Source organism: Bacillus thuringiensis (assembly GCF_001595725.1).
In the GTDB taxonomy this organism is placed as follows: domain Bacteria; phylum Bacillota; class Bacilli; order Bacillales; family Bacillaceae_G; genus Bacillus_A; species Bacillus_A thuringiensis_K.
Window position 1 is genome coordinate 874,533 of record NZ_CP014282.1, and the last position, 25,920, is coordinate 900,452.

Sequence of the window (25,920 nt, forward strand, 5' to 3'; positions counted from 1 at the left end):
TGATGTCAGCATATAACAAGTTAGTAAGAGATCGTGTTCCAGAGAAGATTTTAATGTCTGGAAAAACATATACAGCACAAAAATTAACAGGGCAAGCATACATACAAGCTTTAGCGAAAATTGGAACGGAAGAAATTCGTGAATTTGCTTCTATGAAAGAACGCGAACATGCGCTAGATTCTCTTGCGGATGCGCTAGAAGTTATCATCTCATTAGCACGTGCAGAAGGTGCATCGATTGAAGATGTAGAACGCCTTCGTAAGCAAAAAGAGATAGAGCGCGGTGGATTTGAAAAAGGGATTTATTTATTAGACGTTTCAGAAGAATAGTTTTATAGGAAAAGCATAGCGTTAATGAGTAACGCTATGCTTTCTTGTTGCAATGAAGCTAATAATGAAGAAGATAGCTGTTAATATCCAGCCGATTGTAATAGAAGTAGTAGTATGAACGGCATAAGAGATTTGTAAACAAAATAATGATGCTAAAAACCAAATGAGTGCAATGTGTATATATTTTTTTGATATATTCATATTTCAAGGCTCCTTTTGTATACTAAAAAGAATTTTACTACAATTTAGAAAATTAGGCTATATAAGTAGAGGTTTTCTGGCGAATTTTGTATACTGAATAGTAGAGAAAATGAGGAGGAAACGACAATGGCACACCATACGAAAGAAACGATGGAACTGATTAAGGAGCTTGTCTCTATTCCAAGTCCATCTGGAAATACAGCAAAAATTATTAATTTCATTGAAAACTATGTCAGTGAGTGGAACGTAGAAACGAAACGTAATAATAAGGGAGCTCTTATTTTAACGGTAAAAGGGAAAAATGATGCGCAGCATCGCTTATTAACGGCACACGTTGATACGTTAGGTGCGATGGTGAAAGAAATTAAGCCTGATGGTCGCCTGAGTCTTTCTATGATTGGTGGATTTCGCTGGAACTCTGTAGAAGGGGAATATTGCGAAATTGAAACATCAAGTGGCAAGACATATACAGGAACGATTTTAATGCATCAAACATCTGTACATGTATATAAAGATGCAGGTGAAGCAAAACGCGATGAGAAAAATATTGAAGTTCGTATTGATGAGCGCGTATTTTCAGCTGATGAAGTACGCGAATTAGGAATTGAAGTAGGAGACTTCGTTTCATTTGATCCGCGCGTTCAAATTACAGAGAGTGGATACATAAAATCACGTCATTTAGATGACAAAGTAAGTGTTGCAATTTTATTAAAATTAATTAAAAGATTACAAGATGAAAACGTAACATTACCATATACGACGCATTTCTTAATTTCTAATAATGAAGAGATTGGATACGGTGGTAACTCTAACATTCCAGAAGAAACTGTTGAATACTTAGCAGTTGATATGGGAGCGTTAGGTGATGGACAAGCATCTGATGAATATACAGTATCTATTTGTGCAAAAGACTCTAGCGGCCCGTATCATTATGCACTGCGCAAACATTTAGTAGAGCTTGCGAAAACGAATCATATTGAATATAAAGTAGATATTTATCCGTACTACGGATCTGATGCATCAGCTGCGATTCGCGCGGGATTTGATGTGAAACATGCGTTAATTGGAGCGGGTATTGATTCTTCCCATGCATTTGAACGTACGCATGAAAGTTCAATTGCGCATACAGAAGCATTAGTGTATGCATATGTAATGTCTAATTTAATTGAAGAATAATTTCATAGATAATAGAGAGCTGATTAAAGATATTATTTTTAATCAGCTTTTTATTTGGCAAAGCGATTAGGAGACATGTCCTAATCGCTTTTTATCTCGCAAAAGCCCGATTGGTGAGGGCTGATTAAAGTTTTTATATACATTCATTATAAGTTATATATATGCGATTTTTGTTATACGGCCGGAAACGTATTTACTATAGATATATAATGTTATACACTATGAAAGGAATTAATTAATAGTTAATATTTTTTAGTTAGCTTGATTAAAAAAATGAATGAATATGAAGTTTTGAGAGGAGATTTATTTTTCATGAAGTACAAAGCAATAGCCGCAGGTTTATTAGCAGCAAATTTACTAGCACATCCAATTAGTAGTTTAGCAGAAACGAAGAAATTTCCTGATGTTTCAGATAGTGCGTGGTCAAAAGACGCAATTTATTATTTAGTAGAGAGAAATGTAATTAACGGTATGCCAGATGGTAACTTTATGCCATACGGAAATTTAACACGCGCTCAGGCAGCAAAGATTATCGCAACAGCAATTGGTGCTAAAGTAGATCCAAATGCAAAGCCGTCTTATAATGATGCAAAAAATAGTTGGGCAGCTTCATTTATTGCAGCCATGGAAAAAGAGAATATTATTAAAGGGCGAGAACCAGGAGTATTTGATCCTGAAGGAAAAGTAACTCGTGCTGAAATGGCAGCTATGCTTGTAAGAGCATATAATCTGAAAAGCAAAGTAACAGGACCAGTTCCTACAAAATTTGCTGATTTAGAGAATCATTGGGGTAAAGAAGAAGTTAATATTTTAGTAGAATTAAAACTTTCGTTAGGTACAGAGGATGGCTGGAAACCGAATGATTCTATTACGCGTGAACAAGCAGCTCAACTTACTGCGCAAACAGATAAATTTAGCAAGAATAGTGATCGTCCAGTAGAAACAAAGAAAATGTACATAGATAGAAAATTCATTACATATCACGCACCATCATTAAGTTCTGGGATTAGTGCAAATCAGCATAATCCACAAATGGTTGAAATTAAAGAAGAACGAGATGGATGGATTAAAATTGCAACAAGTAAAGGTGATAAATGGACACCTTTAGTAGAGAAAACAGAATTTATTAATGAAGGATTCACTACTTATGCAGAAGCTTCTTCTTCTTCAAAAGTAATGGGAACACATAACGCACAGCAAGTAACTGTTATTGAAGAGAACGGCAGCTGGATTCGTATCCACATGGGCGCTGGTTTCCAATGGGTTAATAAAAATCAATTAAATCCAGTGAAGCAAGGTAACTTCTTAGAAGGAAAAGCGATTATCATTGATCCAGGTCATGGTGGAGTTGATTCAGGTAATCCAGGTTATTATGAGAAAGAAAGTGAAACTGTATTAGATGTATCATTGCGATTACAGAAAATATTTGAGAAAAAGACACCATTTACTGTGTTATTCACTCGTACAGATGATACACGTCCAGGAACAAGTGCTTCTGATTCTTTAAAGAAACGTGTAGAATTTGCTCAAAAAAATAATGGGGATATTTTTGTAAGTATCCATGGTAATGGTACGGAAAGTAAAAATGGACAAGGTACAGAAACGTTTTACTATGAATCAGCGACAGTAAGAGGAACAAATCCTAACGTATCAGAAAGTCGTTTACTAGCTGAAAAAATTCAAGAACGTCTTGTAGATGCACTGGGAACAAAAGATCGTGGTGTGAAAAAAGGCGATTTATACGTAATTAGAGAAAATACAATGCCAGCTGTATTAGCAGAATTAGCATTTGTAGATAATAAAAGTGATGCAGATAAAATAGCTACACCAGCGCAGAGACAAAGTGCAGCGGAAGCGATTTATCAAGGTATTTTAGATTACTATGAAGAAATGGGTAACAACGTGTCTTCTTTCCGTTAATAAATAATAAGAGATTGCCATTGGCAGTCTCTTTTATTTATTAACGTTTCTCTTTATTTCCGGCATATGATATCATTTAATTTTATATACAAAAGAAAAGTATTTGAGTAATTGTAATCATAACAATTTTAAACGATAGAGGATGATAATAGATTGAATAATCATAGTAAAACACCTGCCTGTATATATACGTATGCATTTCGTGAGGAGGAGCGTGCTTTATGTTACTTGGAAATGCGCTCGTTCTTTGGAATGGAGTCCCACGTTAATATTTTAAAAAGTGATGTCAAAATTGACCCGAGTAGAAGTGCGTTTATTAAAGAGCGCGTTGAGGTTATGTATGAAGGAGACGACTTAGAAAGTATCTTAAAACAAGTGGAACAAATTGATTTGGCGGGAGCGACATTTAAAGTTATCTTCGTTAAAATCAATGACCTCGTTGGAGAGAATAAAATTGAATATGGAGAAAGACGTCTTATTGAACGAGACCTCGGCATGCATATTGAAGGAGAAGCGGATGTTCGTAATCCAGAGCGTGTATTCGGGATTGTTCCTCTTGGAGGACGCTGGTACTTCGGGCATTATGTAGAAAGCGAACCAGTTTGGTATCATCACATAAAAAAACCGCATAGTTATTCGACATCTCTTAGCACACGTGTTGCGAGATCAGTTGCAAATATCGCTGTACCAAATCCAGAGGGAGTACGAGCAATTGACCCGTGCTGCGGTATTGGAACAGTAGTAGTAGAAGCACTTTCTATGGGGATTAACATCGTTGGTAGAGATATAAATCCACTTGTAGTTCTTGGAACGAGAAAAAACATCGCACATTTCGGATTTGAAGGAACAGTAACAAAAGGTCCAATCGAGGAAATTACTGAGAACTACGACGTTGCCATTATCGATATGCCGTACGACCTATTTACGCACGCCACACCAGAAGATCAACTATCAATTCTCTCAAGTGCACGCCGCATCGCGAAAAAAGTAGTCGTTGTCACGATGGAAACAATGGACGACATGATCCATGAAGCAGGATTCGAAATTACAGATCGCTGTATTACAAGAAAAGGATCATTTACTAGACAGATTCTTGTTTGTGAATAAGAAAGAAAGGTCACCCGTTTGGGTGACCTTTTTTGTTTGTATTGATGTGTAATTGGTTGGTGGTTTAGGTAGATGAATTAGCGAAATTTGTCGGTAAGTCGATATTACATGTCGAATCGCCGATATATTGTGTTGAATCGCTGATAAATTTAAAAAATCGCTGATATATTCCGAGAATCGCCGATATCGTTACATTAGAATATTACTGTTCTTTTAATTTCTCTTGTTGTGCAAGTAGTAAATTGCGCAAGATGTGTCCGCGGTAACTTTCTAGTTTTCGCCCTTCGTGATAGCGCACGCCTAATTTTTTTAGTTCGGCTACGTACCAGCCTTTTGTTCCGTAGTACATTGGATCACTTCCTTTTTGCTTTTGAACAGTATATGTTGGGGGTGGAAGTAACTTTCCAGTGAAAATAATAAGACTGGTTGTATCAAGGGGCTCCATAACATAGCCTCTGGACAGTGTATAAAAAAATAGACAGTAATGTATGCTTTTTTAAACAATGTATACAAATTTATATCCTATGCGTTGGCATGATATTTGCAATAAAAAGAGTATCAACATATAGGGGAGAGATAGAAATGAAGGTTAGTAAAGTGTACACAACAATTGATGCTCACGTAGCTGGGGAACCGCTTCGAATTATTACAGGTGGCGTGCCGGAAATAAAAGGAGACACGCAGCTAGAAAGACGTGCGTACTGCATGGAACATTTGGATCATCTTCGCGAAGTTCTTATGTATGAACCGAGAGGACATTATGGCATGTACGGTTGTATCATTACTCCGCCTACGAGTGCTCACGCTGATTTTGGCGTATTATTTATGCACAACGAAGGATGGAGTACGATGTGTGGTCATGGCATTATTGCTGTTATTACAGTTGGAATTGAAACAGGCATGTTTGAAGTGACAGGTGAGAAACAACAGTTCATTATTGATAGCCCTGCTGGGGAAGTCATTGCGTATGCAACATATAACGGGAGCGAAGTAGAGTCCGTATCATTTGAAAATGTTCCTTCTTTTGTATATAAGAAAGACGTTCCTATTAAAATAGATGACTATGAATTTCAAGTAGATATCGCGTTTGGCGGAGCTTTTTATGCAGTAGTAGATTGTAAAGAATTTGGCTTGAAAGTCGATTTCAAAGACTTATCTGCTATTCAAAAGTGGGGCGGTAAAATTAAGCACTACATTGAGAGCCAGATGGAAGTGAAGCATCCACTTGAAGAAGATTTAAAAGGAATATACGGCGTTATTTTCTCAGATGAACCGAAAGGAGAGAGCGCAACTTTACGAAATGTAACGATTTTCGCTGATGGACAAGTAGATCGTTCTCCTTGCGGCACAGGAACTTCCGCAAGAATCGCAACGCTTTTTGAAAAAGATGCCTTACAAAAGGGAGAAATTTTCGTCCACGAATGTATTACTGACGGGGAATTCGAGGGGGAAGTATTGTCGGTAACCGCAGTAGATACATATGAAGCTGTCGTTCCGAAAGTAACGGGGCATGCATTTATTACAGGATTTCATCAGTTCGTTGTAGACCCAAGAGATGATTTAAATCGAGGGTTTTTGTTAGGATAGAAGGAGGAGGTGGAAAGATATGCTAGTCATAAGCGCGAACGAACAACGAAACTTAGTAAATATGAACGAAGTCATTGAATACGCGGCGCTTGCTTTAAAAGAATTTTCCGCAGAAAGAACGATCACACCAATTCGAGGCTCATTGCCATTTGCGAACGAGAAAAATACGGCATTAATTATGCCCTCAGTAGCGGAAGGGCTTGAGGCACTTGGCTTAAAAGTAGTAACAGTAGTCCCAGAGAACAAAAAGATAGGAAAGAAAACGATAAACGGGATTGTGATGCTATCAGACTTTCAAACGGGAGAACCGCTCGCACTTTTAGAAGGATCCTACTTAACGATGATTCGAACAGGCGCCTTATCAGGAGTAGCGACAAAATATTTATCTCGTCATAACGCAAAAACGTTATGTATCATCGGGACGGGTGAACAGGCGAAGGGAATTGCTGAAGCTGTATTTGCGGTAAGAGCTATCGAAAAAGTCATTTTATACAATCGAACAGAAGAAAAGGCGTATGCATTTGCGGAATATATACAAGAGAGATTCAACAAACCTGCATATGTTCACACAAATGCAAATGAAGCAATAAGCGAAGCAGACATCATCGTCACAACTACGAACGCATCCACACCAGTCTTCTCAGAAAAACTACAAAAAGGCGTCCACGTAAACGCCGTCGGCTCATTCAAACCGAGCATGCAAGAACTACCATCCTACGCCATCGCGGGAGCAAACAAAGTAGTAGTCGAATCAAAAGAAGCAGCACTAGAAGAAACAGGTGACCTTCAAGTTCCAGTGCGAGAAGGTTTATTTGAAGCAAGCGACATCCACGCCGAACTCGGCCAAATCATAAGCGGAGAAAAGCCGGCCGCGAAAACGACGAAGAGATTACTATTTTCAAATCAGTTGGTTTGGCAGTAGTGGATATTATCGTTGCGAAGTATTTGTATGAGAGAGCGGTGGAGTGCGGGATTGGGAATAGGATTGAGTTTTGAGGGACTGCCTTTTGGTGGTCTTTTTTGTCAGGATGGGTGTGCTAGTATTTATAATTAAATACTTTTAATATTATGTTTAAATATATGAATTCTGCGCGGACATCACATCATTCATTCAATTGGTATATGAAAAAAGCTGCACCTCTAACAATTAGAGGTGCAACTTTTTACCATTCTCGCCATTCTTCTGTTATGTCTTCTTCAGATTCTAGACCAGCTATTCGTGCTGCTGTATCGATAAATTCATAGAGATCTTCTCTTTCCATTGTTTGGATAAAATAGTCATGTTCGTCATTTAATTCATTTATGTTAAGAACAACCTCTTTAACAACATGCATTATTTCAAATTCAGTTGGATTTTTTCCCAATTGCTCTAAATTATTTATGTAAGTATCAAGAACTTTATTTGTTGCACTTATATTTTCTTCAGTGAAAAATTCCCCATCTTCATCATTCTCAATCCATTGGGTTGTTGGTTTGTTTTTTTTCAATTCATCAAATGTCATGGTAACCTCCTAAATGTGTTTTTTGTCTTTAATCCCATTCTACATTTTCGATCATATATAACAATCATTTCAGAGGTTTTTTTGGAAGCTACTAGTTTTTTAACTCATTTTACGAGGTAACCTATTCGTGGTCTTTTTATTTTATCTTCCGCATAAATATATTTTATCGCAAGAACGCATTAATAGATTTTAAACTTTCTATCTTTGCGAAAAAGTTTGACAATACATACGGGTAGTGGTAATTTAAAACCTATAAGAAAACTCGGTATTAATTCCGAGTTTTCTTATAGGTGTAAATAGTCGAGAGGGGTCGAAATATGAAGAAGAAGTTGTTTGTATTACCATTTGTCCTACTATTATTTATTGCATTAGCTGCTTGTTCAGGGGAAAAAGATTCGAAGCAAGCAGGAACTAGTAAATCAGGGACTCCGAAAGATGGAGGAGCGTTAACGATTGGTGTTAGCGATAACCCGGATACGATGAATCCGCTTTATGCGAATGATCGTGTGTCGTTAACTGTGCAGCAAGCTTTATATGCACCGCTGTATCATATGGAAGACGGTAAGAAAAAATTTGTTCTTGCTGAGAGCTTTACGCCTTCAGAAGATCAATTAACTTGGACAATGAAGTTAAAAGATAATTTGAAATGGCATGATGGTAAGAAAATTACATCTGACGATATAGCATTTACATTCCAATCTATTTTAGATGAGAAGCAAAATAGCTCAAGTCGTGAAAACTTTATTTTTAAAGGAAAGCCGCTTGAGGTGAAAAAGGTAGATGAGTTAACAACTCAATTCGTTTTACCACAAGTAAGCGCATCTTTCGAAGGTGTGATGAATGATTTCTTCCCAATTCCGAAACATGTATTTGAAGGGGAAGCAGATTTAGCGAAGAGTAAGAAAAACTTACAACCTGTAGGGTCAGGTCCGTTTAAGTTTAAAGAATATAAATCAGATGAGTACGTTGCATTAGATCGATTCGATGATTATGTAGGTGGAAAAGCTAAATTAGACTCTATCGTATACCGCGTTGTAAAAGACCGTAATACAGCAAATGTTTCACTGCAAAATGGTCAAATCAACATGAAGATGATTGAGCCACAAGATTTTAAGAAATTAGATAGCACTGGGAACTTCTCAATGGTGACATTCCCTGAAGGTAGATTATTCTACTTATCTTATAACATGAATACAGATTTGATGAAGAAAAAAGAAGTGCGCCAAGCAATTGCGCATGCGTTAGATAAAAAAGAAATGATTAACTCAGCATTCGTTTCGGGTGAATTTGCAGAACCAGCAAATTCAATCTTAACGCCAGACGCTATGTATTATGCGAAAGATATTAAAGACTATAAGTATGATAAAAAAGAAGCGAAAGATTTATTAGCAAAAGCTGGCGTGAAAGATAAAGAAAAAGTACGCGTGATGTATGTAACGAATAATAAAATCATGGAAAGCTTAGCGCTTTATACACAACAAAAATTAAAAGAAGTTGGCTTAGAAGTTGAACTAAATGCATTAGATGCTAGTGCGGCAAGTGAAAAAGGCTTAGATAAAGAGAATAAAGAATATGACATTACATTTGGTGGTTACATAATGGGACCTGAGCCAGATTCATATAAGAGCTTATTCTTAAGCAATGCTGAATACAACTATGCACGTTATAAAAACGCTGATTTCGATAAGTTATGGGAAGAAGCTGCAGTTGAAACAGATAAAACAAAACGTGCAGAGCTATACCATAAAATTCAAGAAACAGCTAGAGAAGACGTACCTTATCTACCAATCGCATATCCGAAAGCAGTTATTGCAGTAGATAAAAAGTTTGATGGATTAAAAGAAGCAAAAGCAATTCCTGTCACAATGTTTGAAGATCTATCTAAGATTTATGAAGTGAAATAAGAAACAGTAAAGAAGCTGGTGGAAATCAGCTTCTTTAGCTTGAGGGGGGAAGTTTGTGTATAAAGTAATTGCGAAGAGGCTTTTAAATGCAATTCCGCTTTTATTTGTTATTTCTATTATTTCTTTTCTATTAATAAAGCTAGCGCCGGGGGATTCTGTTCGAAACTTTGTAACGCCAAATATGAGTCCAATTGATGTGGAGCGTATTCGCAAAAGTTTAGGACTAGATCAACCAATTTACGTGCAGTATATTTTATGGTTAAAAAATATTTTAACAGGAAACTTTGGTTACTCACTTCAAAATCATCGTCCTGTTTTAGATCTTATCGCAGAAAGATTACCCGCAACAATTGGGTTAATGGGATCATCTTTACTCGTCTCATTCGTAATCGCAATACCACTTGGACTATTTACAGGTGTGAAAAAGAATTCGTTCTTTGACCGCATTGTAAACTTTATTTCATATGTTGGTATTTCTATGCCGGTTTTCTGGTTTGCACTACTATTAGTCTACTTATTCTCTTTAAAATTGAACCTACTTCCGAGTATGGGTATGCGCACCGTAGGTAAAGATTCTGTTTGGGATATTGTGCAACACGGCATTTTACCTTGTATGGTGCTAGCGTTCCAAAACGTATCTGTTTATATGAGATATATTCGTTCAAGTACGATTCAGCAATTAGAAGAAGAATATGTACAAATTCAATATGCGTACGGTGCTTCAAAGAAAACGGTTTTATTTAATCACATACTTCGAAATGTATTAATACCAATCATTACAATTTTCGGATTATCGATTCCAAGTTTAGTAGGCGGAGCATTTATTACGGAAACAGTATTTTCATGGCCGGGTCTTGGTTCACTTGGGGTAAATGCTATTTTTAGATTTGATTATCCGATTATCATGGCAATTACATTACTATCATCATTCATGTTAATTCTCGGTAACTTAATTGCTGATATTTTATATGGCGTAGTAGATCCGCGCATTCGAATGAGGGGGTGATTTGGAATGAATAATAGGAGATTTCAAACGATAAAACATAGCTTTACGAAAAATAAGTTTGTTGCAATGGGAGTTATTATACTTGCGATTTTAACGGTCGCATCAATTTTCGCATTCGTATCGCCGTACGATCCTAGCAAAATGTCGATTCCAGATCGCTTACAAGAACCAAGTATGAGTCATCCTTTCGGAACGGATGATTACGGAAGAGATTACTTAACGAGAGCGTTATATGGCGGACGAGTTTCACTTGCGGTCGGTTTTCTTGCGATGGTTGTTTCTATTACAATCGGTACCGCAGTTGGAACAATTAGCGGATATTTTGGCGGAAAGTTAGACAACTTCTTAATGAGGGTTGTTGAAGTACTTATGTCAATTCCATCATTCTTTTTAATGCTACTATTAAATGCGTATTTAAAACCAGGAATTACGACGTTAGTTCTTATTATCGGATTACTAACATGGATGGACACCGCCCGTATTGTAAGGGCAGAAACGTTATCTGTAAAAGAGCGTGAGTACGTTTTATACGCAAAAGTATCAGGACAAAAATCACTTATGATTATTGTAAGACATATCATTCCTAACATTTTATCAACCATTATTATCGCTGCGACATTAACAATTGCGACATCGATTTTAATGGAATCATCACTTAGTTTTTTAGGTTTAGGTATTAGAGAACCAGATTCTTCTTGGGGCAGCATGCTAAACAATGCGCAAGGATATATTGGTGAAGCTTGGTATTTAACACTCTTCCCAGGATTCCTTATCCTTTTAACGGTACTTAGTTTTAACGTAATTGGTGAAGCATTGAAGAAAGCTTTCGCACCAAAAGGAGCCGGACATGAAAACTAAAGTGTTAAGTGAAGGGAGTGAGAAGCGTGTCTGAAAAACTACTAGAAGTGAAAAATTTAAAGACTTCTTTTTTCATAGAAAGTGGCGAAGTTGAAGCGGTTCGCGGCGTTACATTTCGCTTAAATAAAGGAGAAGTAGTCGGTATCGTTGGGGAATCTGGAAGTGGAAAGAGTGTAATGGCGAAGTCCGTTATGTCTCTCGTTACGTCACCAGGAAAAGTGAAAGAAGGGGAAATCCTTTTTCATAATGAAAACATACTTTCTAAATCTGAAAAAGAATTGCGTTCTATTAGAGGAAATCAAATTTCACTTATCTCTCAAGACCCAATGTCAGCGCTAAATCCGGTCGTGAAAATTGGGAAACAAATGATGGAAGTAATTATACGTCATCAAAAAGTGAAAAAGAAAGAAGCAGAGCAAATCGCGGTCAACTTGTTAAAACAAGTCGGTCTTTCTTCACCAGAAGAAAGGGTGAAACAATATCCGCATGAACTAAGCGGTGGTATGAAGCAGCGGGTTATGATCGCAATGGCGATGTCTTGTAATCCGGACCTTCTTATTGCTGACGAACCGACGACTGCACTTGATGTAACGATACAGGCGCAAATACTAGATTTAATGAAAAACTTAAAGAACGAAACGAATATGGCGTTACTTCTTATTACGCATGACTTAGGAATTGTCGCGCAAAACTGTACGCGCGTTATCGTTATGTACGGCGGGCTTATTATGGAAGAAGGACCTGTACTTGATATTTTCCAATCGCCGAATCATCCATATACGAAAGGGCTATTAAACTCTTTGCCAAAAATAGCGAACGGCGTAAAAGAAAGACTCGCTCCTATTCAAGGTGTAACGCCAAACTTATTAAACCCGCCACAAGGTTGCCCATTCGCAGAGCGTTGCCCGCATGCGATGGACATTTGTGAAAAAGAACGTCCGCCATATTTTGAAATCGGAAACGAAAGACGTTCCATGTGCTGGTTAAGCGATAAGACAGTAGGTGATTCACATGCATGAAGAAAACTTAATTGAAGTTCGGAACTTAAAAAAGTATTTTCCTATTAAAAAAGGACTATTTGGCAGGAAAACAGAGCAATTAAAAGCAGTCGATGACCTAAGCTTCACAATTAAAAAGGGTGAAACATTTGGATTAGTAGGAGAATCTGGCTGCGGAAAATCAACGACAGGAAGAAGTATCATTCGCTTACACGATGTCACTTCAGGTAACGTTTTATTCGACGGAAAAGATATCGCAAGTTTAAAGGAAAGTGAACTAAAAGAATATCGAAAACGAATGCAAATCATTTTCCAAGATCCATACGCATCATTAAACCCGGCAATGAATGTATACCAAATTATTAGCGAGCCAATGAACATTCACGGATCTTACGAAAAAGAAGAACAAAAAGAAATCATTTTAGACCTTCTGAAAAAGGTAGGATTAAAAGAAGAACACTTATATCGCTACCCGCACGAATTTAGCGGAGGCCAGCGCCAGCGCATTAGCATCGCGCGCGCACTATCTGTAAAACCAGACTTTATATTATGTGACGAACCAATCTCAGCACTCGATGTCTCAGTCCAAGCACAAGTCGTAAACATGCTGCAAGACATTCAAGAAGAAACAGGAGTCACATATTTATTCATCGCACATGACCTATCCATGGTAAGACACATATCAGACCGAATCGGAGTCATGTACTTAGGAAACATAGTAGAAATTGCCGATAGTGAAGACCTATACACAAAACCGGCACATCCATACACACAAGCACTACTCTCATCCATGCCAGAACCAGATCCAACAAACACTGGTAAAGAACGGATTATCCTAGAGGGAGAAGTACCAAGCCCAATAAACTCACCATCCGGCTGCAAATTCAGAACGCGCTGCAAATTCGCTACTGAAAAATGCGCACAGGAAGTACCGAAGATGGTGGAGATTGCGAAGGGGCATCAGGTGGCTTGTCATTTGTTTTAGGGGGAGAGCACTAGGGGGACCTGGTGCTTTTTTTCTTTGTAGGTGAACGTGATGTGGGATTGGTTGGTGGTTTTGGTGATAGTTTTCACGAAATTTGTCGGTAAATCGATATGTTGTGTCGAAACGTTGATATATTCGGAGTTACGATCGATATAATTGAATAATCGTTGATATATTTTTGTAAAGAGTGGGATTAGTTGTAGATTAATGTAGAAATTTAATGTTTTCGAAAAAAAGAATTGACTTCTATATTAGTTGTAACTAAAATAGTTACATAAAGATGTAATCAATTTAGTTACAACTAATATCTGCTAAAAATATGATTTATATATTTAATTAAGGATGGTGGTCCATACGTTGCCACCCGGTGTAGAAAGTTACTAACACATTCAAATCGATGCATATTCTAAGCTTTAGTATTTTCTGTTACGGGGCAATAAGGTGAAACGTTATCTTTTGTTAAAAACCTTGGTGGATCTTTCTTTGGAAATATTAGTTTTGGGGAAATATAGTAAGGTATCTAAAAAAGAATAAGGTATAAAAAGATGTACCTATATAAACCAAAAATTTAGTTGAGCTGGATAATAAAAAAAAGGTAGGAGATTTAAATGGAGACGAAACAAGATAATCTTATTTACGTATGGGATGCATATTGTGGATGGTGCTATGGTTTTTCAGAAAGTATTAAAGGATTTTACAAAAACCACACTGAAGTGCCATTAACGGTTTTATGTGGAGGGTTATTTTTGGATAATTTACCAATGAAACACTTCTCATATATAGAAGAAGGAAATAAAAGAATTAATCAACTTACAGGTGCTGAATTTGGTCCTTCCTATCAAAAATTGGTGGAGGAAGGGACTTTTAAAATGAATTCGAAAGATGCTGCAATTGGTTTTTCAGCTTTACGCTCATTAGCGCCAGACCGTTTATTAGAATTCACTTCGGCTATGCAAAAAGCGTTTTATTATGAGGGCCAAAGTCTGAGTGATCCTGAAACATATCGTAAAATTGCAATCGAGCATGGTTTGGACCCTGAACAAGTATTAGAACGTTTAAACGCTCAAGAAACAATAATAGATGTCCAAAATGATTTTAATAAAGTTCGACAGCTTGGTGTTAATAGCTATCCTTCATTACTTTTACAAAAGGATAATCAAATTATTCCTATTGGTGGTGGCGTAATGACACCGGATAAAATTGAAGCGCGTTTTAAAAATTTATATTAAGAAAATTTAGGATACAGTAGCAAACATGTTATCTTAGGCCACCTGACATTCATCTCCGGAATATTCGCCAGTACTATTACACTTTCAGATAAATGGGAGTGGGAGATTTTATCCCGCTTTAACGGGCAGTAAGACCCCCACCTCAAAATTCAGTGGAAGCAAAGAAGTTAGGTGGGGGATCAACTGTCCGTAAAAGTCCGATTGGTTCAACTAATAATCAGTGGGGGATGAACAAAACCCCCACTGATTAAAGTTTCACTTTATCGGAACAAGATAAAAATATGATAATTAGTTAATAACTTTAACAAAAGGAGAATAACATACTATGTTTAAAACAATCGATACAAATCAAAAAGATGTGAAATTAACGGTGTTTAGTTCGGACGAAAAAAGCTTTATGGTCACAGCAACATTAGTTGAGAAAGCAGGACATGCATTTTTAATAAACTCAAAATTTACTCAATCTGATTCGAAAGAAATTGTTGAGTATCTGAAAAAAAATAACTTATCTTTAGATAAAATCTTTATTATTCATGGGGATCCAGACTACTACTTTGGATTAGAGAGCATTAAAGCCGTTTACCCAGAAGCTATAGCGTATGCAACAGAGTCTACTGTTGAACATATCGTTCATTCTGTCTTAGGGAAATTAAAAGTTTGGAAAGACGCCCTTGGAGAAAATGCACCAAGTAACGTGGTATTACCTCAAGTGTTTAAAGAAAAAGCGATTGATTTTCAGGGGTTAACATTTGAACTAGTAGGCTTAGATCATTACAGAACTAGCCTATTTAATAAAGAACTAAAAGTATTAATTGGTGGTATTGATGTATTTAACGAAATACATGTATTCTTAGCGGATACTAACTCAAAAGCGGCTATGGAGGCATGGATTGAGAACTTGAAAGTATTACAAGCATTACATGCTGACATAATTGTGCCTAGCCATGGATCAATCGAAAAATCCCTAAATAATCAAGCACTTACTGCGACAATGGATTATCTAAGAACGGCGGTTCAAGCTTCTGAGGAAAGTGGAACTTCAAAAGATTTTGTGGCAAAACTTGAAGCAGCATATCCAGGCTATGCAAATAAAGGTGTATTAGAATTAAGTGCAAAAGTTGTAACAAAAGAAATGCCTTGGGGTTAATGATATGAATAAATATCAAAAACTATTACATGAAACGTATATGTTAACTGGCGAAGGTAAATTGGATGCGTTCAAAACGTATTTAAGTGAAAATGTATCTTGGACAGAAGCTGCTGGGTTTCCATATGCAGGTACTTATATAGGTCCAGATGAAGTAGTGAAAAACGTACATGAACGTCTTGGCACAGAATGGGATGACTATAGCGCTAAAGATGAAATTTATGCTTTTAATAACAATACTGTTATCGTTTATGGAAAATATAGTGGAACATATAAAGCTACAGGGAAGTCATTTGTAGCAGATTTTTGTCACCTTTATAAGTTTGATGAGAACGATAAGGTTAAGAAGTTTATTCAAATTGTGGACAGTGCAACTGTTAATGAGGTATTAAGTTAGAATTAATCGTTTCTAATATGCCTTGTATAGGGCGAGGTTAGGATAAATGAAATTCCTAACATTACCCCTGACATTACATTTTGGGGAAGGTTTCTCCTTCTTCAAGCTTTTTATAGAAGAAAACTTATTTAAGTAGAAGAGGTAGGTATATATGAAATTAGAGAAAAGTTTAATCATAACAATTATTTCTGTATTTATTTTAGGAGTAGTTTCGACTTTGGTATATCAAGCTTCCAACGGTAATAACAAAGGGAACTCAATAAAGAGCGAAAATGTCGCTTCTGTATCAAAAGAAGTAAAAGAAAATGAAAAGAATAAAAAGATGGTAGTTGATTTCTATAATGAAGTTTTTAACAAACATAATATCGATATTATCCCTAAATATGTTAGCGAAGATTATAAGCAACATAATCCTTTTGTTGCTGATGGACGAAAAGCCTTCATGGATTTCTTTAAGGAGGATTTTGTTAAAAATCCTAATTCCTCTGCAGAGATTAAACGTGTAGTAGCTGAAGGGGATACAGTTGCTCTTCATGTACATTCTCGTACTAATTCTCAAGATAAGGGAGTTGCTATAGTGGATATATTTCGTATCAAGGATGGAAAGATTGTCGAACACTGGGATGTAATTCAAGAGATTCCAAGTGAAGCAGCTAATGATAATACGATGTTTTAGATAGAAGATATATTTAATAATTGTTTAATTGATAGCGCTTTGTAGAATTTAGAAATTTAGATAATAAGTTATCAAATTGGAAATCATTTAAAAATAGCATATTAAATGATGGCGCAAATTAATACGAAATAGCTCTTTAATAAAAAATCCTACTCATTAAAAAATGAGTAGGATTTTTTATTAAAGAATAGTGCTAATTTTGTGGTTCGGCACCATCTAAATTTGGAAACCATGAAAGTATAGGTACTCTATATCCACGTAAAGTAAAATCGTAATTTTTTCCTTCTTTTATGTTTGCTTGCAGATCCACTGAATGAAACTTCATCATAAGAAGGCTATCCTCATTAGAAATAACTTTTTCGGTTCCATTTTTTTGCTCAACCTAGTACAATCTTACCAATTTAAAAAAGACCACCATTACTGGCAGTCCTTCTTTGGTAGTTTTAGAAATTAAATTATAACATATTAATATACAAATTATAAATATACTTTTACAAAAGATACTATAAGTTTTTTATAATTCTTGATTTCTCAGTTTCTATTGCATACTGAATTTTCCTGTAAGTATTAATAACTACCATTAAAATTATCAATCCACTAGATTATTAGAAAAAACTGGTTATCTACATAATTGTTTGGTAAAATATAGATATAATTTAAGAGGGTAAAGTTAATATAGATCAACTAAGTAATGCTAAGAAAATGTTTTATTGCATAAAAAAAGGCTCCATTGCTGGAGCACTCAAAATAAACAAACGAATTAAAACAAGAAACAGACAATTTAACTATATAGATAAAACATAAATAAATCTATATATATGTAAAAATGCATATAAAAACTCTATTTATTGATGCTATAATAGGTTTACTCGATGATTGTTATATTTTTTTATGGTTTTTAAGCAATAAATACCTTCTTAACACCAAGTGTACAAGAAAAGAAGACATCTTAAGTGATGTCTTCTTTTCTTATATAATAACAACACAATAAAATTAAGATGGTTCAAGTGGGAGGAAGGCACCTTTGGGTATCTTTTCTTTGTCAAATTTGCCTAATAGGTGCAGCACCACATTGCTATCAAGTTAAAAATTTTTTCACCCAAAACAAAAAAACGAGCTGAATTCACATAAATAACTATGGAAGAAAACAAAAACTTGGGATTAAAGAACTTGTGATGTATGACTATATTGGCTGTTTTTATCCAGAAGGATACATGAATCCTGATTATACATTTGTATTTAATCATGAGGATATTGAAGGAATTATATTGTAGGTTTTATAGATGAGGAAGAAGAGGCATTTGTAGGATTGCTTAATTGAATAGGATCTAGAAACAGGTAATCTTCAAATTTTGATAAAACTAGCAATCTCCACGCCGAAATTGGTTAAATTATAAGGGGGAAAAGCTGGTCACGAAAATGATGAAGAGATTACTATTTTCAAATCAGTTGGTTTGGCTGTAGTAGATACTATCGTTGCGAATTATTTGTATGAGAAAGTAGTGGAGCGCGGGATGGGATTGAGCTTTGAGGGACTGCCTTTTGGTGGTCTTTTTTGCATAAAATCTTGTAAAGCTAGAAAAAGTAGGATATTTAATGATTAGAATTGAATATTCATATTCTAATATTCAATAGAAAGATAAAACGTTTAAAAGTTCAGAATAATAGATTATAATATGTTTAGTAAAATTAACCAATAAATATTTTGCTCATTATGTATTAAAGGGGAAATGAAAATGGCTGGACAAATTCGTATGTCACCAGAGGAGCTTAAATCGAAAGCGGCTCGATATGGACAAGGTGCAAATCAAATTGAGGACATTTTAAGTCAACTACAAAACTTGCAAAATGAATTAAGAGGAGAATGGGAAGGTCGTGCTTTTGAAGGTTTTGACCAACAGTTCAATCAATTAAAGCCAAAGGTACAAAACTTTGCACAGCTATTACAAGAGATTAATATGCAGCTTAATAAAACTGCAGAGGCTGTTGCTTCTCATGATGAAGAATTATCACGTAATTTCGGTTTGAAATAAAAATTGTCGTACTCTATATAACAAGTATTTTAAATGAGCCATACAGCTTATATTGTATGGCTCATTTGATTGCATGCCCAACTTAGCTGGACACACGTTTAAAAAGAGTGATATTGATAGGGAATTTTCATATATTTATTGGGATTTCTTTGGCATGTTCTGAAAATTAGAGAAAGGATTTGAGTGATGGGACAATTTCAAAGTAATTTTCAAACGGCACAACAAATTGCTACGCAGATGAGAACAGCTTCGAATATAATCCAAAGTGCAACAAATCGTTCTACAACAAAGGCGACGCGTACAACACTATCTGTTAATTCCAAAGCACAAGAAGCGAATCAACAAATGTTAGATTTTACGAAACAATTTTCCACTGCCTTTCAACAAGCGGTCGATAATATTCATTCAGTAGCCCAAGAGTTTGAGAGAATGGATAACGAACTTCACAACACTTTTCGCTAATGTGACAACCTACGTAAAGGTAAAATAGTAGGAGGAATATAATGAGTCAAGATATTGAAAAACAAATCAATCAAGTAAATCAAAAGTTAAGAAGTGTATTTGAAGAACAAGACCGAAATCAATCCGCGATTCACATTCAGGAGCAAGCGGAAGCAGATTTTTATGAATGGAGAGGTCGAAACCATCGTTTGTTTGATCGAATTTTAGGAACTTGGCATGGTGATAGAGAACTGTCTCAGTTTTTTATGAATACATATCAAGAGGCACAACATATTGAACGAAAAGTCACATTTGAATTAGAAAACCAAAAAGAAACGTTGCTTAAAGAAAGACGAAACCTTAGTGATTTAGAAAACGACCTTTCCTATCAACAACAACAATTAGCGAGGGAGGTCAATGCATGAGCTTAAATATATATTTAGGAGAAGTACAAGGCCAAACTCAAAGTATGAATGCTGTATGTAACGCTACTATTCAAGGTATGGAACAAGTCATTCAGTCAATTGATGCCTTTGCAATTGATACTGTTCTACAAGGACAAACTTATAGCAGTGCAAAATCATTTTTTGTACAAACCTTTCGTCCTTTAGCGCAAGGAATCATTTATCTGTGTGAAGAGTTAATTCGCCAGAACGATGCTTTTCCAAGTCAATTTCAATCACAAGTCGCTTCCACAGATGTAATTGAACAAGAAATATTAGAACAAATTCGAGAAATTGACCGAATAAAAGCAAGTATGGAAGCCATCAGTCAAGCTATGCCAATCCCAGGTATGGACGCTATGGCGAATCTTTTTACTGTGATGAGGAAAAAACTGCAAGAAAAGCTGGATCATTTGTATCAATTCAATCAGACCTCTAGTAATAATTATAGTACAGCCCTTCAATTAGCAGCTAGTATTGCTGCAGGTCTTGCGGAAGTTCAAAGTGGGAAAGGGTTTAGTCCTGCAAGTGGTACATTTAGTACGCAAGGGTTGAATATGGAATGGACAACTTCAATTCAGGAGATTACAGAAGATAGAAATCGTCAGACTGATAACCTTCTAAATAGTGGTACAATTGAAGAAGGAGCAATTGATGGTAGATTTTCATCGGAATCAGAAGAAAAAGGTTTTGATGGTAAAAAACTAGCAAGGGATATAGCTGGTGAAATAAGTGGTGAATATGATATTCGTCGGGCTTGGGATGGTGTTGATCCATCATCTGGAGAAAAACTGTCTACTTTGGACCGATTTTTAGCTGGTGGGATGGTAGTAGCTGGTCTTACCCCAATTGGAAAAATTTCAAAAGTTGGTAAGGGTGTAAAGATGACTGCTGACGCTACTAAGGTTGTAAATAAAACTAAAAAAGTACCTGTTGAGAAAGTAAATGAAGCTAAAGGTACAAGTGAAGTTAATAAGAAAGTCAGCGGAACTAGTGTAGGAGAAGAAAACGTTACTTATCGTAGGGTTCAAGGTGGTGATAGTAAAGAGTTAATTTTAGTTAATGATGATGGTACACTCTCTTTAAATAGTAAATGGAGGGCAGATCATAATTTAAATGTATCTACTGGAAAAGATCACTCTACATATTTCAAAAATAAACGAGCAGACTCATATATTGTGGAATTTGATGTACCACAGTATTTAGATGATTTAATTAGAGAAAATGCGATTTCTCAGAAGGGTTATAAAACTAATCCACTTAACCAAGGTAGAACAGCTCCTAAGATTGTTGACAAGGGTATTTTTGATAAATATGGATTTGAAGGTGTTGCATACGAATTACCTGACCCCATTAGTCGGTGGTTGGTAGAATACGGACGGAATGCTAAACTTATTAAGTAAGAGAGGAGAGCGTGTTAAATGATTAAGCCTTTATACGCCGAAAATATTATAGTAGGTGTAAAATATAAAAATAAGCTCAATTGGTATATAACTGAATCGGATTTATGGTATTTAGATTATAATCAAGCTGGATATTCTCCTAGTGAATATCCAGAGGAAAGAAAAGGCATTAGTATTTTAAATGAGACTACAATAGCTAACTTTTTAGAAAGAATAGAAAAATATAAAAGATTTACAGAAGATATTAGGTTAGAATTTTTAAGGGAAATAAGAACTAATAGAGAAGAAGCCTATTATGATTATAATCCATGTTTCCTAATAGACTTTGAGCGTTTAATTTTTTATTCTAATTATCCGGAATCAATATCTTTTGAAGAATATATTCCGAATAACTGGAGAGGTTATTTACAGCGATTTGATGAACAAGTACCCTATGAATATAGATATTGGGAAGATGAGAATAAAAACTATTTAGTTAGAGAGGATTAGGTCATGGAAGAAAATAAAGTAGTTATGATAAAAGAAACATTTAAAAATGAAGAAACTGGTGAACTAACGCCAGGAGTTACTATAATACTTGATGGGAATTTAAGGGAAGTGTTGGAGATAATTATGGAAAAAGAAGGCTATTCGGATTATCCAGAAGCTTTAAAAGAAGTAATCTTTGAAGGGATTCATCATTTTGTGAAAAGAAATAAATAATAAGCTGACATATACTTTTAAGGTAAAGGGCAATTCTGAAAGGGATATGCCCTTTTTATTTTTTAAATTTGAAATGTAGCTCAGATATTATCTTTTTCTTCCTTATTGATACCAATATATTTCAGTGTAATTTATAGAGTGCTATAATTGAGTATTTCTTGTAACATAGCGACATCTTTTGTTTATAGAACCAATAGCCGAAGCTTTTGCGCATGGTGTGAGTCCCAATAGATTCGATACCAGCAAAATCTCCGGCTTTTTGAAATTTTTGATAAGCCTAGATCTTATTAATGGGTTGATCTTCTTTTCGAGAAGAGAATAATATTTTACAGAAGGTGTGAAATGGGATGTTGATTTAGATGATGATGGAGAAGATGATATTATTAAGGATATGGTGAAAATGGGTTCAAAAAAGCTTGGTTAACAGTAGCGGGGGTGGTTTAATTAACATGAAAAAAAATACAGATTTTAATAAAAAAGTTTTTGAATATTATATGGCTCTTTATGCTGTAAATGATATAAGATCGACTATAATTACTCTTGTGATTGGGATAGCAGATATATTTGTGCTTTTACCTGCTTTTGCGAATCCTGTTCAACCGATATATATGTACATAATAGTTCCACCAGTTGCTTTTTTAAATGTATGGGCAATATGGATTGTTATAAATCCTAGGAAGCGACAATTACAATACACTCTATTTCGTGGGGTATTTGGCATCGTATGTTCAGTAGGATTATTAGTTATAACCCAAAAGTTTGCATATGGAATGTTAGGATTACAAACTCCTATCTATTTTATTTTTTCGGTTGGTTTGTATATTTTTGCTTTGCATTATTATTATAAAAATCATATTAAAAAACTTCAGGAATCAATCAAAAAATCAAAATCATCGAAAAAAAACTCTAGTTTTGGAGTAGTGGCTTTTGTAGGATTGGGTCAACTCATTGCTAATATTAGTCTTGGTTTTGCAACACAAAAGATGGTAGCAATTGTATTAATGTGTGTATATTCCATGCTTTCGTTTATGTTGTTTCATTTCATTATGGAACTCCATAGGTATTATTATTTAAGGAAGCATATAGAAGATGGGGGTAGAACACATGAAACCTTTTAAAGAGGTTTATTGAATTTTAAGTATTGTGATTTATGGAAGGAAACAAAAACCTATGGTTAAAGAACCTGTGATGTATGAATATATTGGCTGTTTTTATCCAGAAGGAGGAATGCTGATATGCAAGCATTTAAAGTTGGAAAATTAGTCACATTCGTTGCAATTATAATACTTCTTGTAGTTGCTATTTTATCTCCTTACAACTTATTTAAAAAGATTTATTTTATTATTGGTGTTCTTATTATTGGCGCAATTTCACTTGGTGCAAATAAATTCTTTGAACTGATACACAGTAAATTTAATAAGAAATGATATTACTTATGTGATAGGGAAATTCCCCTCTAAATCCTTAATGATTTAGAGGGGAATTTCTACAATATGATTTTACTGGATTACGTGGAACTAAATTAGTCCATCACCATATTGGTGGTGGTCAAGCTGTTTGTGTTCCGCTTCCACTACATCCTGGTTTTGGAGGGATTCATAACGCAGAAAAAGCGATTGAAGCATGGGGGAAAAGATGCAGGATATGTAGAAATGCTTCAGAAATTTATTGAACATCATACATTAGGCGGTAAATAAAAAAATGAAAAATGAAATGAAAAATTGTTTTGATAAAATAATTAGAGAGTGGCAAGATTGTAATAATTCATTGCCAAAATCTTTATGGATAGAAGAAGCAGAGGCTTTTATCTATGAAGGAGAACCAGATATAGAGGGATACGTATTCTGGAAACCGTTAGAAAAAAATATAATTCATGATTTTTCTAATATAGAAAAAGATTTGGGGATACAATTATATAATTCAATTAAAGAATATTATAATTCTTATTGGTTTTTAGACTTAGGAGGTAATTATTTAGGTTATGATTTTGAATTTAATTCTGTTATACCAGGAATTGAACTGCATGATTTTTATGTATCTTTACAAGGGTACCAAGGCGCACATGATAATCAACTGAATAATATTCCTATTGGTATGGAATTCAATGGTCTCTTGGTAGTTGTAGATAATGAAAATGGACAAGTAAAATTAGAAGCTTATGAAAGCGGAAGCTTCGAAGTAATCTGTGATAGTTTAGCAGAATTAATTTTAAATCTTTCATAATCAGGAACCTGGTCGAATACAACTTGTAGATTATCAGATACATCACGATACTGGTCATACAGGTGGATATAAAATTTGAGGAAAAGATAGGGCGGTTTATAATTATGAACAACATTACATGGATTAATGTAAGTGAGAAAAAAGTTACAGATGAACAAATTGAACAATTAGAAGAGTACTTTGGTATTAAATTTCCTAATGATTTTATTGAGTGTGTAAAGAAATATGATGGTGGCTATCCTACTCCAGATACATTCAATATTCCTAATCAGGATGAAGATTCACTTAATAACCTTTTAACCTTAGACTCTGAGAGAAAAATTTCTATGCTGCAAACATATAATAGTATAAAAGATAGATTGGTAGATAAAGTATATCCTTTTGCTAGAGACCCGTTTGGTAACCTTCTATGCTTTGATTACCGAAATAATCCTCAGTCACCAACAGTCGTATTTTGGGACCATGAGGAAGAAGAAATGGAAGAATCAATCTATCCTGTTTGTTCATCTTTTGCAGAATTACTTGATAGCTTATATGAGTTTGAAGACGAGGACGAATAATTAATTATGAGTAACAAAAGTAAGACTTATGTGAATTACGCATAAGTCTTTTTAATATTATCCCCAAGTTAAGAAGATTGAGGGGGAAAATTCTCATGAATCTAGGGGAGCTAGTTTAAAAGAAATTAAAAGACAATTAAATATACCTAGATTTCAACACCCGATTAGTCAAAAAATGGTACCATTAACAGATAGTAATGGTAAAAGGATATTAAATGATAATAAACAGCCTATTATAACTCGAGAATTAACATATGAAGTAAAAGGTCAAAAAATTATAATTCAAGATCATTCAGAGGGTCATAAGTTTGGAGAAGGTGGAATTGGAGATCAGTCACCGCATCATAATGTAAGACCTGAATACAATACACGAACAGGACAGGTAGATCGTATGGAGGATCATTATTATTTTGAGAAGAGAAATAAAAAATAGGAAGTATAAAAATGATTGATCAATTTAAATTTTTAAATCCACAAGCGTTAATTAGTATTTTTGGGAAAATACCAAAGTTTGAAGAATCAGAGTTATTAGATGTGCGTCTTAAAAGAGATGGCCCTACTTTAGTTATTCAATTGATGACAAAGGAAAATGTTGAAAACAAGCCAAAAAGATGGGATAAGTGGGATGTAATTTATGTAGAGATATCTTTCTTTACTATTCATAATTTAACAATAAAAGGTTTAGGGACAGAAAATATAATTGATTATTTTGAAATAAATACGATAGAAGAAGGTTTATTAAGAATTAAGTGTAAGAATCAAATGTTAGTTGAGTGCTCGTTTGAATGGGCGAAGGTAGAAGGAGTAATCCCAGGCTTAATAGGATTACCGTAATTTTGATGGGAAGTAGATAGTTAATTTTTATAATATTCATATTTTAATGTTTTGGGGTTAAATAAGGAATGTATAAAGGACATTTGAAACGTTGATAGTGTTGCAAACATATGAAGCGGAAATTACTAAAATTAAGATACCTAATTATATACCTGTATTAGGTGATTATGATATAAGTTCCAAAGGTGAGATTGTAATAGGTGGGTATGGTTATAGATTCCGCAGGAGTTTCATTTAAGTTTGAGAAGGAAGCGAGATA

Annotated in this window: 30 protein-coding genes and 7 pseudogenes; 32 read left to right on the plus strand and 5 right to left on the minus strand. The window is 35.0% G+C overall.

The features are described 5' to 3' along the window. The first annotated feature begins 2 nt into the window (after nt 1-2). Nucleotides 3-329, plus strand: a complete 327-nt coding sequence (locus tag AXW78_RS04410; RefSeq protein ID WP_001277349.1) for a nucleoside triphosphate pyrophosphohydrolase — start codon at nt 3-5, stop codon at nt 327-329. 21 nt (nt 330-350) lie between these two features. On the opposite strand, the gene AXW78_RS04415 is transcribed toward AXW78_RS04410, so the two are convergent. Beyond that, complete coding sequence (locus AXW78_RS04415; RefSeq protein ID WP_001027086.1) at nt 351-530, minus strand: hypothetical protein; 180 nt, start codon at nt 528-530, stop codon at nt 351-353. A 126-nt stretch (nt 531-656) separates the two neighbouring features. Between AXW78_RS04415 and AXW78_RS04420 the strand changes: the two genes are divergently transcribed. The 3 genes from AXW78_RS04420 (at nt 657) to AXW78_RS04430 (ending at nt 4,733) form a co-directional block, all read left to right on the plus strand. Then, on the plus strand, nt 657-1,706 hold the full coding sequence (locus AXW78_RS04420) for a M42 family metallopeptidase (RefSeq protein ID WP_000930085.1): 1,050 nt from the start codon (nt 657-659) through the stop codon (nt 1,704-1,706). A gap of 312 nt (nt 1,707-2,018) precedes the next feature. Further along, nucleotides 2,019-3,626 carry an N-acetylmuramoyl-L-alanine amidase gene (locus AXW78_RS04425; RefSeq protein ID WP_061883816.1) on the plus strand — a complete coding sequence of 536 codons (1,608 nt, stop codon included), beginning with the start codon at nt 2,019-2,021 and terminating at the stop codon, nt 3,624-3,626. A 153-nt stretch (nt 3,627-3,779) separates the two neighbouring features. Continuing rightward, nucleotides 3,780-4,733 carry a TRM11 family SAM-dependent methyltransferase gene (locus tag AXW78_RS04430; protein ID WP_001059316.1) on the plus strand — a complete coding sequence of 318 codons (954 nt, stop codon included), beginning with the start codon at nt 3,780-3,782 and terminating at the stop codon, nt 4,731-4,733. 202 nt (nt 4,734-4,935) lie between these two features. On the opposite strand, the gene AXW78_RS31595 is transcribed toward AXW78_RS04430, so the two are convergent. Continuing rightward, nucleotides 4,936-5,178 (minus strand): YflJ family protein, encoded by a 243-nt coding sequence (locus AXW78_RS31595; RefSeq protein WP_000433499.1) that lies wholly within the window; start codon nt 5,176-5,178, stop codon nt 4,936-4,938. An 89-nt stretch (nt 5,179-5,267) separates the two neighbouring features. On the opposite strand from AXW78_RS31595, the gene AXW78_RS04440 reads away from it, so the two are divergent. Both AXW78_RS04440 and AXW78_RS04445 read left to right on the plus strand, forming a co-directional pair. Next, nucleotides 5,268-6,320 (plus strand): proline racemase family protein, encoded by a 1,053-nt coding sequence (locus tag AXW78_RS04440; protein ID WP_116777423.1) that lies wholly within the window; start codon nt 5,268-5,270, stop codon nt 6,318-6,320. A gap of 19 nt (nt 6,321-6,339) precedes the next feature. After that, nucleotides 6,340-7,316 (plus strand): annotated as a pseudogene (locus tag AXW78_RS04445) (ornithine cyclodeaminase family protein). Nucleotides 7,317-7,483: 167 nt separating this feature from the next. On the opposite strand, the gene AXW78_RS04450 reads toward AXW78_RS04445, so the two are convergent. Further along, nucleotides 7,484-7,822 (minus strand): hypothetical protein, encoded by a 339-nt coding sequence (locus tag AXW78_RS04450; RefSeq protein ID WP_061883818.1) that lies wholly within the window; start codon nt 7,820-7,822, stop codon nt 7,484-7,486. A 317-nt stretch (nt 7,823-8,139) separates the two neighbouring features. Between AXW78_RS04450 and AXW78_RS04455 the strand changes: the two genes are divergently transcribed. The 9 genes from AXW78_RS04455 to AXW78_RS04495 all read left to right on the plus strand — a co-directional run bounded on the left by AXW78_RS04455 (nt 8,140) and on the right by AXW78_RS04495 (nt 17,022). After that, on the plus strand, nt 8,140-9,726 hold the full coding sequence (locus AXW78_RS04455; protein ID WP_061883819.1) for an ABC transporter substrate-binding protein: 1,587 nt from the start codon (nt 8,140-8,142) through the stop codon (nt 9,724-9,726). A 55-nt stretch (nt 9,727-9,781) separates the two neighbouring features. Further along, nucleotides 9,782-10,732 (plus strand): ABC transporter permease, encoded by a 951-nt coding sequence (locus tag AXW78_RS04460; RefSeq protein WP_061883820.1) that lies wholly within the window; start codon nt 9,782-9,784, stop codon nt 10,730-10,732. Between the two features lie 6 nt (nt 10,733-10,738). Then, complete coding sequence (locus tag AXW78_RS04465; protein WP_001065278.1) at nt 10,739-11,590, plus strand: ABC transporter permease; 852 nt, start codon at nt 10,739-10,741, stop codon at nt 11,588-11,590. A 26-nt stretch (nt 11,591-11,616) separates the two neighbouring features. Beyond that, nucleotides 11,617-12,609 (plus strand): ABC transporter ATP-binding protein, encoded by a 993-nt coding sequence (locus AXW78_RS04470; protein ID WP_061883821.1) that lies wholly within the window; start codon nt 11,617-11,619, stop codon nt 12,607-12,609. Continuing rightward, nucleotides 12,602-13,573: an ABC transporter ATP-binding protein gene (locus tag AXW78_RS04475; RefSeq protein WP_061883822.1), complete on the plus strand. Its 972-nt coding sequence runs from the start codon at nt 12,602-12,604 to the stop codon at nt 13,571-13,573. The genes AXW78_RS04470 and AXW78_RS04475 overlap by 8 nt, the downstream gene beginning before the upstream one ends. A gap of 608 nt (nt 13,574-14,181) precedes the next feature. Continuing rightward, nucleotides 14,182-14,802: a DsbA family protein gene (locus AXW78_RS04480; protein WP_000448615.1), complete on the plus strand. Its 621-nt coding sequence runs from the start codon at nt 14,182-14,184 to the stop codon at nt 14,800-14,802. A 325-nt stretch (nt 14,803-15,127) separates the two neighbouring features. Beyond that, nucleotides 15,128-15,949, plus strand: coding sequence for an MBL fold metallo-hydrolase (locus AXW78_RS04485; protein ID WP_000477271.1), 822 nt, complete (start codon nt 15,128-15,130; stop codon nt 15,947-15,949). A gap of 4 nt (nt 15,950-15,953) precedes the next feature. After that, entirely contained in the window at nt 15,954-16,346 is a 393-nt protein-coding gene (locus AXW78_RS04490; protein WP_001046355.1) for a nuclear transport factor 2 family protein, read from the plus strand. Nucleotides 16,347-16,497: 151 nt separating this feature from the next. Beyond that, on the plus strand, nt 16,498-17,022 hold the full coding sequence (locus AXW78_RS04495; protein WP_000764207.1) for a nuclear transport factor 2 family protein: 525 nt from the start codon (nt 16,498-16,500) through the stop codon (nt 17,020-17,022). Nucleotides 17,023-17,215: 193 nt separating this feature from the next. On the opposite strand, the gene AXW78_RS35220 is transcribed toward AXW78_RS04495, so the two are convergent. Next, nucleotides 17,216-17,350: a hypothetical protein gene (locus tag AXW78_RS35220; protein ID WP_000975273.1), complete on the minus strand. Its 135-nt coding sequence runs from the start codon at nt 17,348-17,350 to the stop codon at nt 17,216-17,218. Nucleotides 17,351-18,158: 808 nt separating this feature from the next. Here AXW78_RS35220 and AXW78_RS31605 point away from each other — a divergent pair. The 8 genes and pseudogenes from AXW78_RS31605 to AXW78_RS04525 form a co-directional block, all read left to right on the plus strand. Beyond that, a pseudogene (locus tag AXW78_RS31605) lies at nt 18,159-18,343 on the plus strand (DUF4176 domain-containing protein); the annotation flags it as partial. Nucleotides 18,344-18,419: 76 nt separating this feature from the next. Next, nucleotides 18,420-18,542, plus strand: a pseudogene (locus AXW78_RS35645) (ornithine cyclodeaminase family protein); the annotation flags it as partial. 216 nt (nt 18,543-18,758) lie between these two features. Then, on the plus strand, nt 18,759-19,055 hold the full coding sequence (locus AXW78_RS04500) for a WXG100 family type VII secretion target (RefSeq protein ID WP_000918591.1): 297 nt from the start codon (nt 18,759-18,761) through the stop codon (nt 19,053-19,055). A 186-nt stretch (nt 19,056-19,241) separates the two neighbouring features. Next, on the plus strand, nt 19,242-19,517 hold the full coding sequence (locus tag AXW78_RS04505) for a TIGR04197 family type VII secretion effector (protein WP_061883823.1): 276 nt from the start codon (nt 19,242-19,244) through the stop codon (nt 19,515-19,517). A gap of 41 nt (nt 19,518-19,558) precedes the next feature. Continuing rightward, the gene (locus AXW78_RS04510; protein WP_061883824.1) at nt 19,559-19,921 is read left to right on the plus strand and encodes a DUF3958 family protein; all 363 of its coding nucleotides are present in this window, start codon (nt 19,559-19,561) and stop codon (nt 19,919-19,921) included. Beyond that, complete coding sequence (locus AXW78_RS04515; protein WP_061883825.1) at nt 19,918-21,342, plus strand: pre-toxin TG domain-containing protein; 1,425 nt, start codon at nt 19,918-19,920, stop codon at nt 21,340-21,342. Before AXW78_RS04510 ends, AXW78_RS04515 begins: the two co-directional genes overlap by 4 nt. 18 nt (nt 21,343-21,360) lie before the next feature. Beyond that, nucleotides 21,361-21,831: a hypothetical protein gene (locus AXW78_RS04520; protein WP_000595044.1), complete on the plus strand. Its 471-nt coding sequence runs from the start codon at nt 21,361-21,363 to the stop codon at nt 21,829-21,831. A 3-nt stretch (nt 21,832-21,834) separates the two neighbouring features. Then, nucleotides 21,835-22,044 carry a hypothetical protein gene (locus tag AXW78_RS04525; RefSeq protein ID WP_000392187.1) on the plus strand — a complete coding sequence of 70 codons (210 nt, stop codon included), beginning with the start codon at nt 21,835-21,837 and terminating at the stop codon, nt 22,042-22,044. 134 nt (nt 22,045-22,178) lie between these two features. Here AXW78_RS04525 and AXW78_RS31615 read toward each other — a convergent pair. After that, nucleotides 22,179-22,366: pseudogene (locus tag AXW78_RS31615) on the minus strand (tyrosine-type recombinase/integrase); the annotation flags it as partial. A gap of 127 nt (nt 22,367-22,493) precedes the next feature. Between AXW78_RS31615 and AXW78_RS04530 the strand changes: the two are divergent. The 9 genes and pseudogenes from AXW78_RS04530 to AXW78_RS04555 all read left to right on the plus strand — a co-directional run bounded on the left by AXW78_RS04530 (nt 22,494) and on the right by AXW78_RS04555 (nt 25,661). Beyond that, on the plus strand, nt 22,494-23,162 hold the full coding sequence (locus tag AXW78_RS04530; RefSeq protein ID WP_000742396.1) for a hypothetical protein: 669 nt from the start codon (nt 22,494-22,496) through the stop codon (nt 23,160-23,162). A 13-nt stretch (nt 23,163-23,175) separates the two neighbouring features. Continuing rightward, nucleotides 23,176-23,268, plus strand: a pseudogene (locus tag AXW78_RS33770) (DUF4176 domain-containing protein); the annotation flags it as partial. An 11-nt stretch (nt 23,269-23,279) separates the two neighbouring features. Beyond that, the gene (locus AXW78_RS04535; protein WP_001147552.1) at nt 23,280-23,471 is read left to right on the plus strand and encodes a hypothetical protein; all 192 of its coding nucleotides are present in this window, start codon (nt 23,280-23,282) and stop codon (nt 23,469-23,471) included. 107 nt (nt 23,472-23,578) lie between these two features. Next, nucleotides 23,579-23,716, plus strand: a pseudogene (locus AXW78_RS34760) (hypothetical protein); the annotation flags it as partial. Between the two features lie 29 nt (nt 23,717-23,745). Beyond that, on the plus strand, nt 23,746-24,267 hold the full coding sequence (locus tag AXW78_RS04540; RefSeq protein ID WP_061883826.1) for a SecY-interacting protein Syd: 522 nt from the start codon (nt 23,746-23,748) through the stop codon (nt 24,265-24,267). Continuing rightward, nucleotides 24,263-24,346, plus strand: a pseudogene (locus AXW78_RS31630) (HNH endonuclease); the annotation flags it as partial. The gene AXW78_RS04540 and the pseudogene AXW78_RS31630, both read left to right, overlap by 5 nt. A 25-nt stretch (nt 24,347-24,371) precedes the next feature. Continuing rightward, the gene (locus AXW78_RS04545) at nt 24,372-24,827 is read left to right on the plus strand and encodes an SMI1/KNR4 family protein (RefSeq protein WP_001060032.1); all 456 of its coding nucleotides are present in this window, start codon (nt 24,372-24,374) and stop codon (nt 24,825-24,827) included. 175 nt (nt 24,828-25,002) lie between these two features. Continuing rightward, nucleotides 25,003-25,260, plus strand: a complete 258-nt coding sequence (locus AXW78_RS04550; protein WP_061883827.1) for an HNH/endonuclease VII fold putative polymorphic toxin — start codon at nt 25,003-25,005, stop codon at nt 25,258-25,260. Nucleotides 25,261-25,271: 11 nt separating this feature from the next. Beyond that, nucleotides 25,272-25,661, plus strand: a complete 390-nt coding sequence (locus AXW78_RS04555) for an immunity 50 family protein (RefSeq protein WP_016078029.1) — start codon at nt 25,272-25,274, stop codon at nt 25,659-25,661. Nucleotides 25,662-25,920: the final 259 nt, after the last annotated feature.

Bases quoted from the DNA above. Each gene is read 5' to 3' on its own strand.
- AXW78_RS04410 (WP_001277349.1), top strand. From the start codon at position 3: ATGTCAGCATATAACAAGTTAGTAAGAGATCGTGTTCCAGAGAAGATT.
- AXW78_RS04415 (WP_001027086.1), bottom strand. From the start codon at position 530: ATGAATATATCAAAAAAATATATACACATTGCACTCATTTGGTTTTTA.
- AXW78_RS04420 (WP_000930085.1), top strand. From the start codon at position 657: ATGGCACACCATACGAAAGAAACGATGGAACTGATTAAGGAGCTTGTC.
- AXW78_RS04425 (WP_061883816.1), top strand. From the start codon at position 2,019: ATGAAGTACAAAGCAATAGCCGCAGGTTTATTAGCAGCAAATTTACTA.
- AXW78_RS31595 (WP_000433499.1), bottom strand. From the start codon at position 5,178: ATGGAGCCCCTTGATACAACCAGTCTTATTATTTTCACTGGAAAGTTA.
- AXW78_RS04440 (WP_116777423.1), top strand. From the start codon at position 5,268: ATGATATTTGCAATAAAAAGAGTATCAACATATAGGGGAGAGATAGAA.
- AXW78_RS04450 (WP_061883818.1), bottom strand. From the start codon at position 7,822: ATGACATTTGATGAATTGAAAAAAAACAAACCAACAACCCAATGGATT.
- AXW78_RS04455 (WP_061883819.1), top strand. From the start codon at position 8,140: ATGAAGAAGAAGTTGTTTGTATTACCATTTGTCCTACTATTATTTATT.
- AXW78_RS04465 (WP_001065278.1), top strand. From the start codon at position 10,739: ATGAATAATAGGAGATTTCAAACGATAAAACATAGCTTTACGAAAAAT.
- AXW78_RS04475 (WP_061883822.1), top strand. From the start codon at position 12,602: ATGCATGAAGAAAACTTAATTGAAGTTCGGAACTTAAAAAAGTATTTT.
- AXW78_RS04480 (WP_000448615.1), top strand. From the start codon at position 14,182: ATGGAGACGAAACAAGATAATCTTATTTACGTATGGGATGCATATTGT.
- AXW78_RS04485 (WP_000477271.1), top strand. From the start codon at position 15,128: ATGTTTAAAACAATCGATACAAATCAAAAAGATGTGAAATTAACGGTG.
- AXW78_RS04490 (WP_001046355.1), top strand. From the start codon at position 15,954: ATGAATAAATATCAAAAACTATTACATGAAACGTATATGTTAACTGGC.
- AXW78_RS04495 (WP_000764207.1), top strand. From the start codon at position 16,498: ATGAAATTAGAGAAAAGTTTAATCATAACAATTATTTCTGTATTTATT.
- AXW78_RS35220 (WP_000975273.1), bottom strand. From the start codon at position 17,350: ATGATGAAGTTTCATTCAGTGGATCTGCAAGCAAACATAAAAGAAGGA.
- AXW78_RS04500 (WP_000918591.1), top strand. From the start codon at position 18,759: ATGGCTGGACAAATTCGTATGTCACCAGAGGAGCTTAAATCGAAAGCG.
- AXW78_RS04505 (WP_061883823.1), top strand. From the start codon at position 19,242: ATGGGACAATTTCAAAGTAATTTTCAAACGGCACAACAAATTGCTACG.
- AXW78_RS04510 (WP_061883824.1), top strand. From the start codon at position 19,559: ATGAGTCAAGATATTGAAAAACAAATCAATCAAGTAAATCAAAAGTTA.
- AXW78_RS04515 (WP_061883825.1), top strand. From the start codon at position 19,918: ATGAGCTTAAATATATATTTAGGAGAAGTACAAGGCCAAACTCAAAGT.
- AXW78_RS04520 (WP_000595044.1), top strand. From the start codon at position 21,361: ATGATTAAGCCTTTATACGCCGAAAATATTATAGTAGGTGTAAAATAT.
- AXW78_RS04525 (WP_000392187.1), top strand. From the start codon at position 21,835: ATGGAAGAAAATAAAGTAGTTATGATAAAAGAAACATTTAAAAATGAA.
- AXW78_RS04530 (WP_000742396.1), top strand. From the start codon at position 22,494: ATGAAAAAAAATACAGATTTTAATAAAAAAGTTTTTGAATATTATATG.
- AXW78_RS04535 (WP_001147552.1), top strand. From the start codon at position 23,280: ATGCAAGCATTTAAAGTTGGAAAATTAGTCACATTCGTTGCAATTATA.
- AXW78_RS04540 (WP_061883826.1), top strand. From the start codon at position 23,746: ATGAAAAATGAAATGAAAAATTGTTTTGATAAAATAATTAGAGAGTGG.
- AXW78_RS04545 (WP_001060032.1), top strand. From the start codon at position 24,372: ATGAACAACATTACATGGATTAATGTAAGTGAGAAAAAAGTTACAGAT.
- AXW78_RS04550 (WP_061883827.1), top strand. From the start codon at position 25,003: ATGGTACCATTAACAGATAGTAATGGTAAAAGGATATTAAATGATAAT.
- AXW78_RS04555 (WP_016078029.1), top strand. From the start codon at position 25,272: ATGATTGATCAATTTAAATTTTTAAATCCACAAGCGTTAATTAGTATT.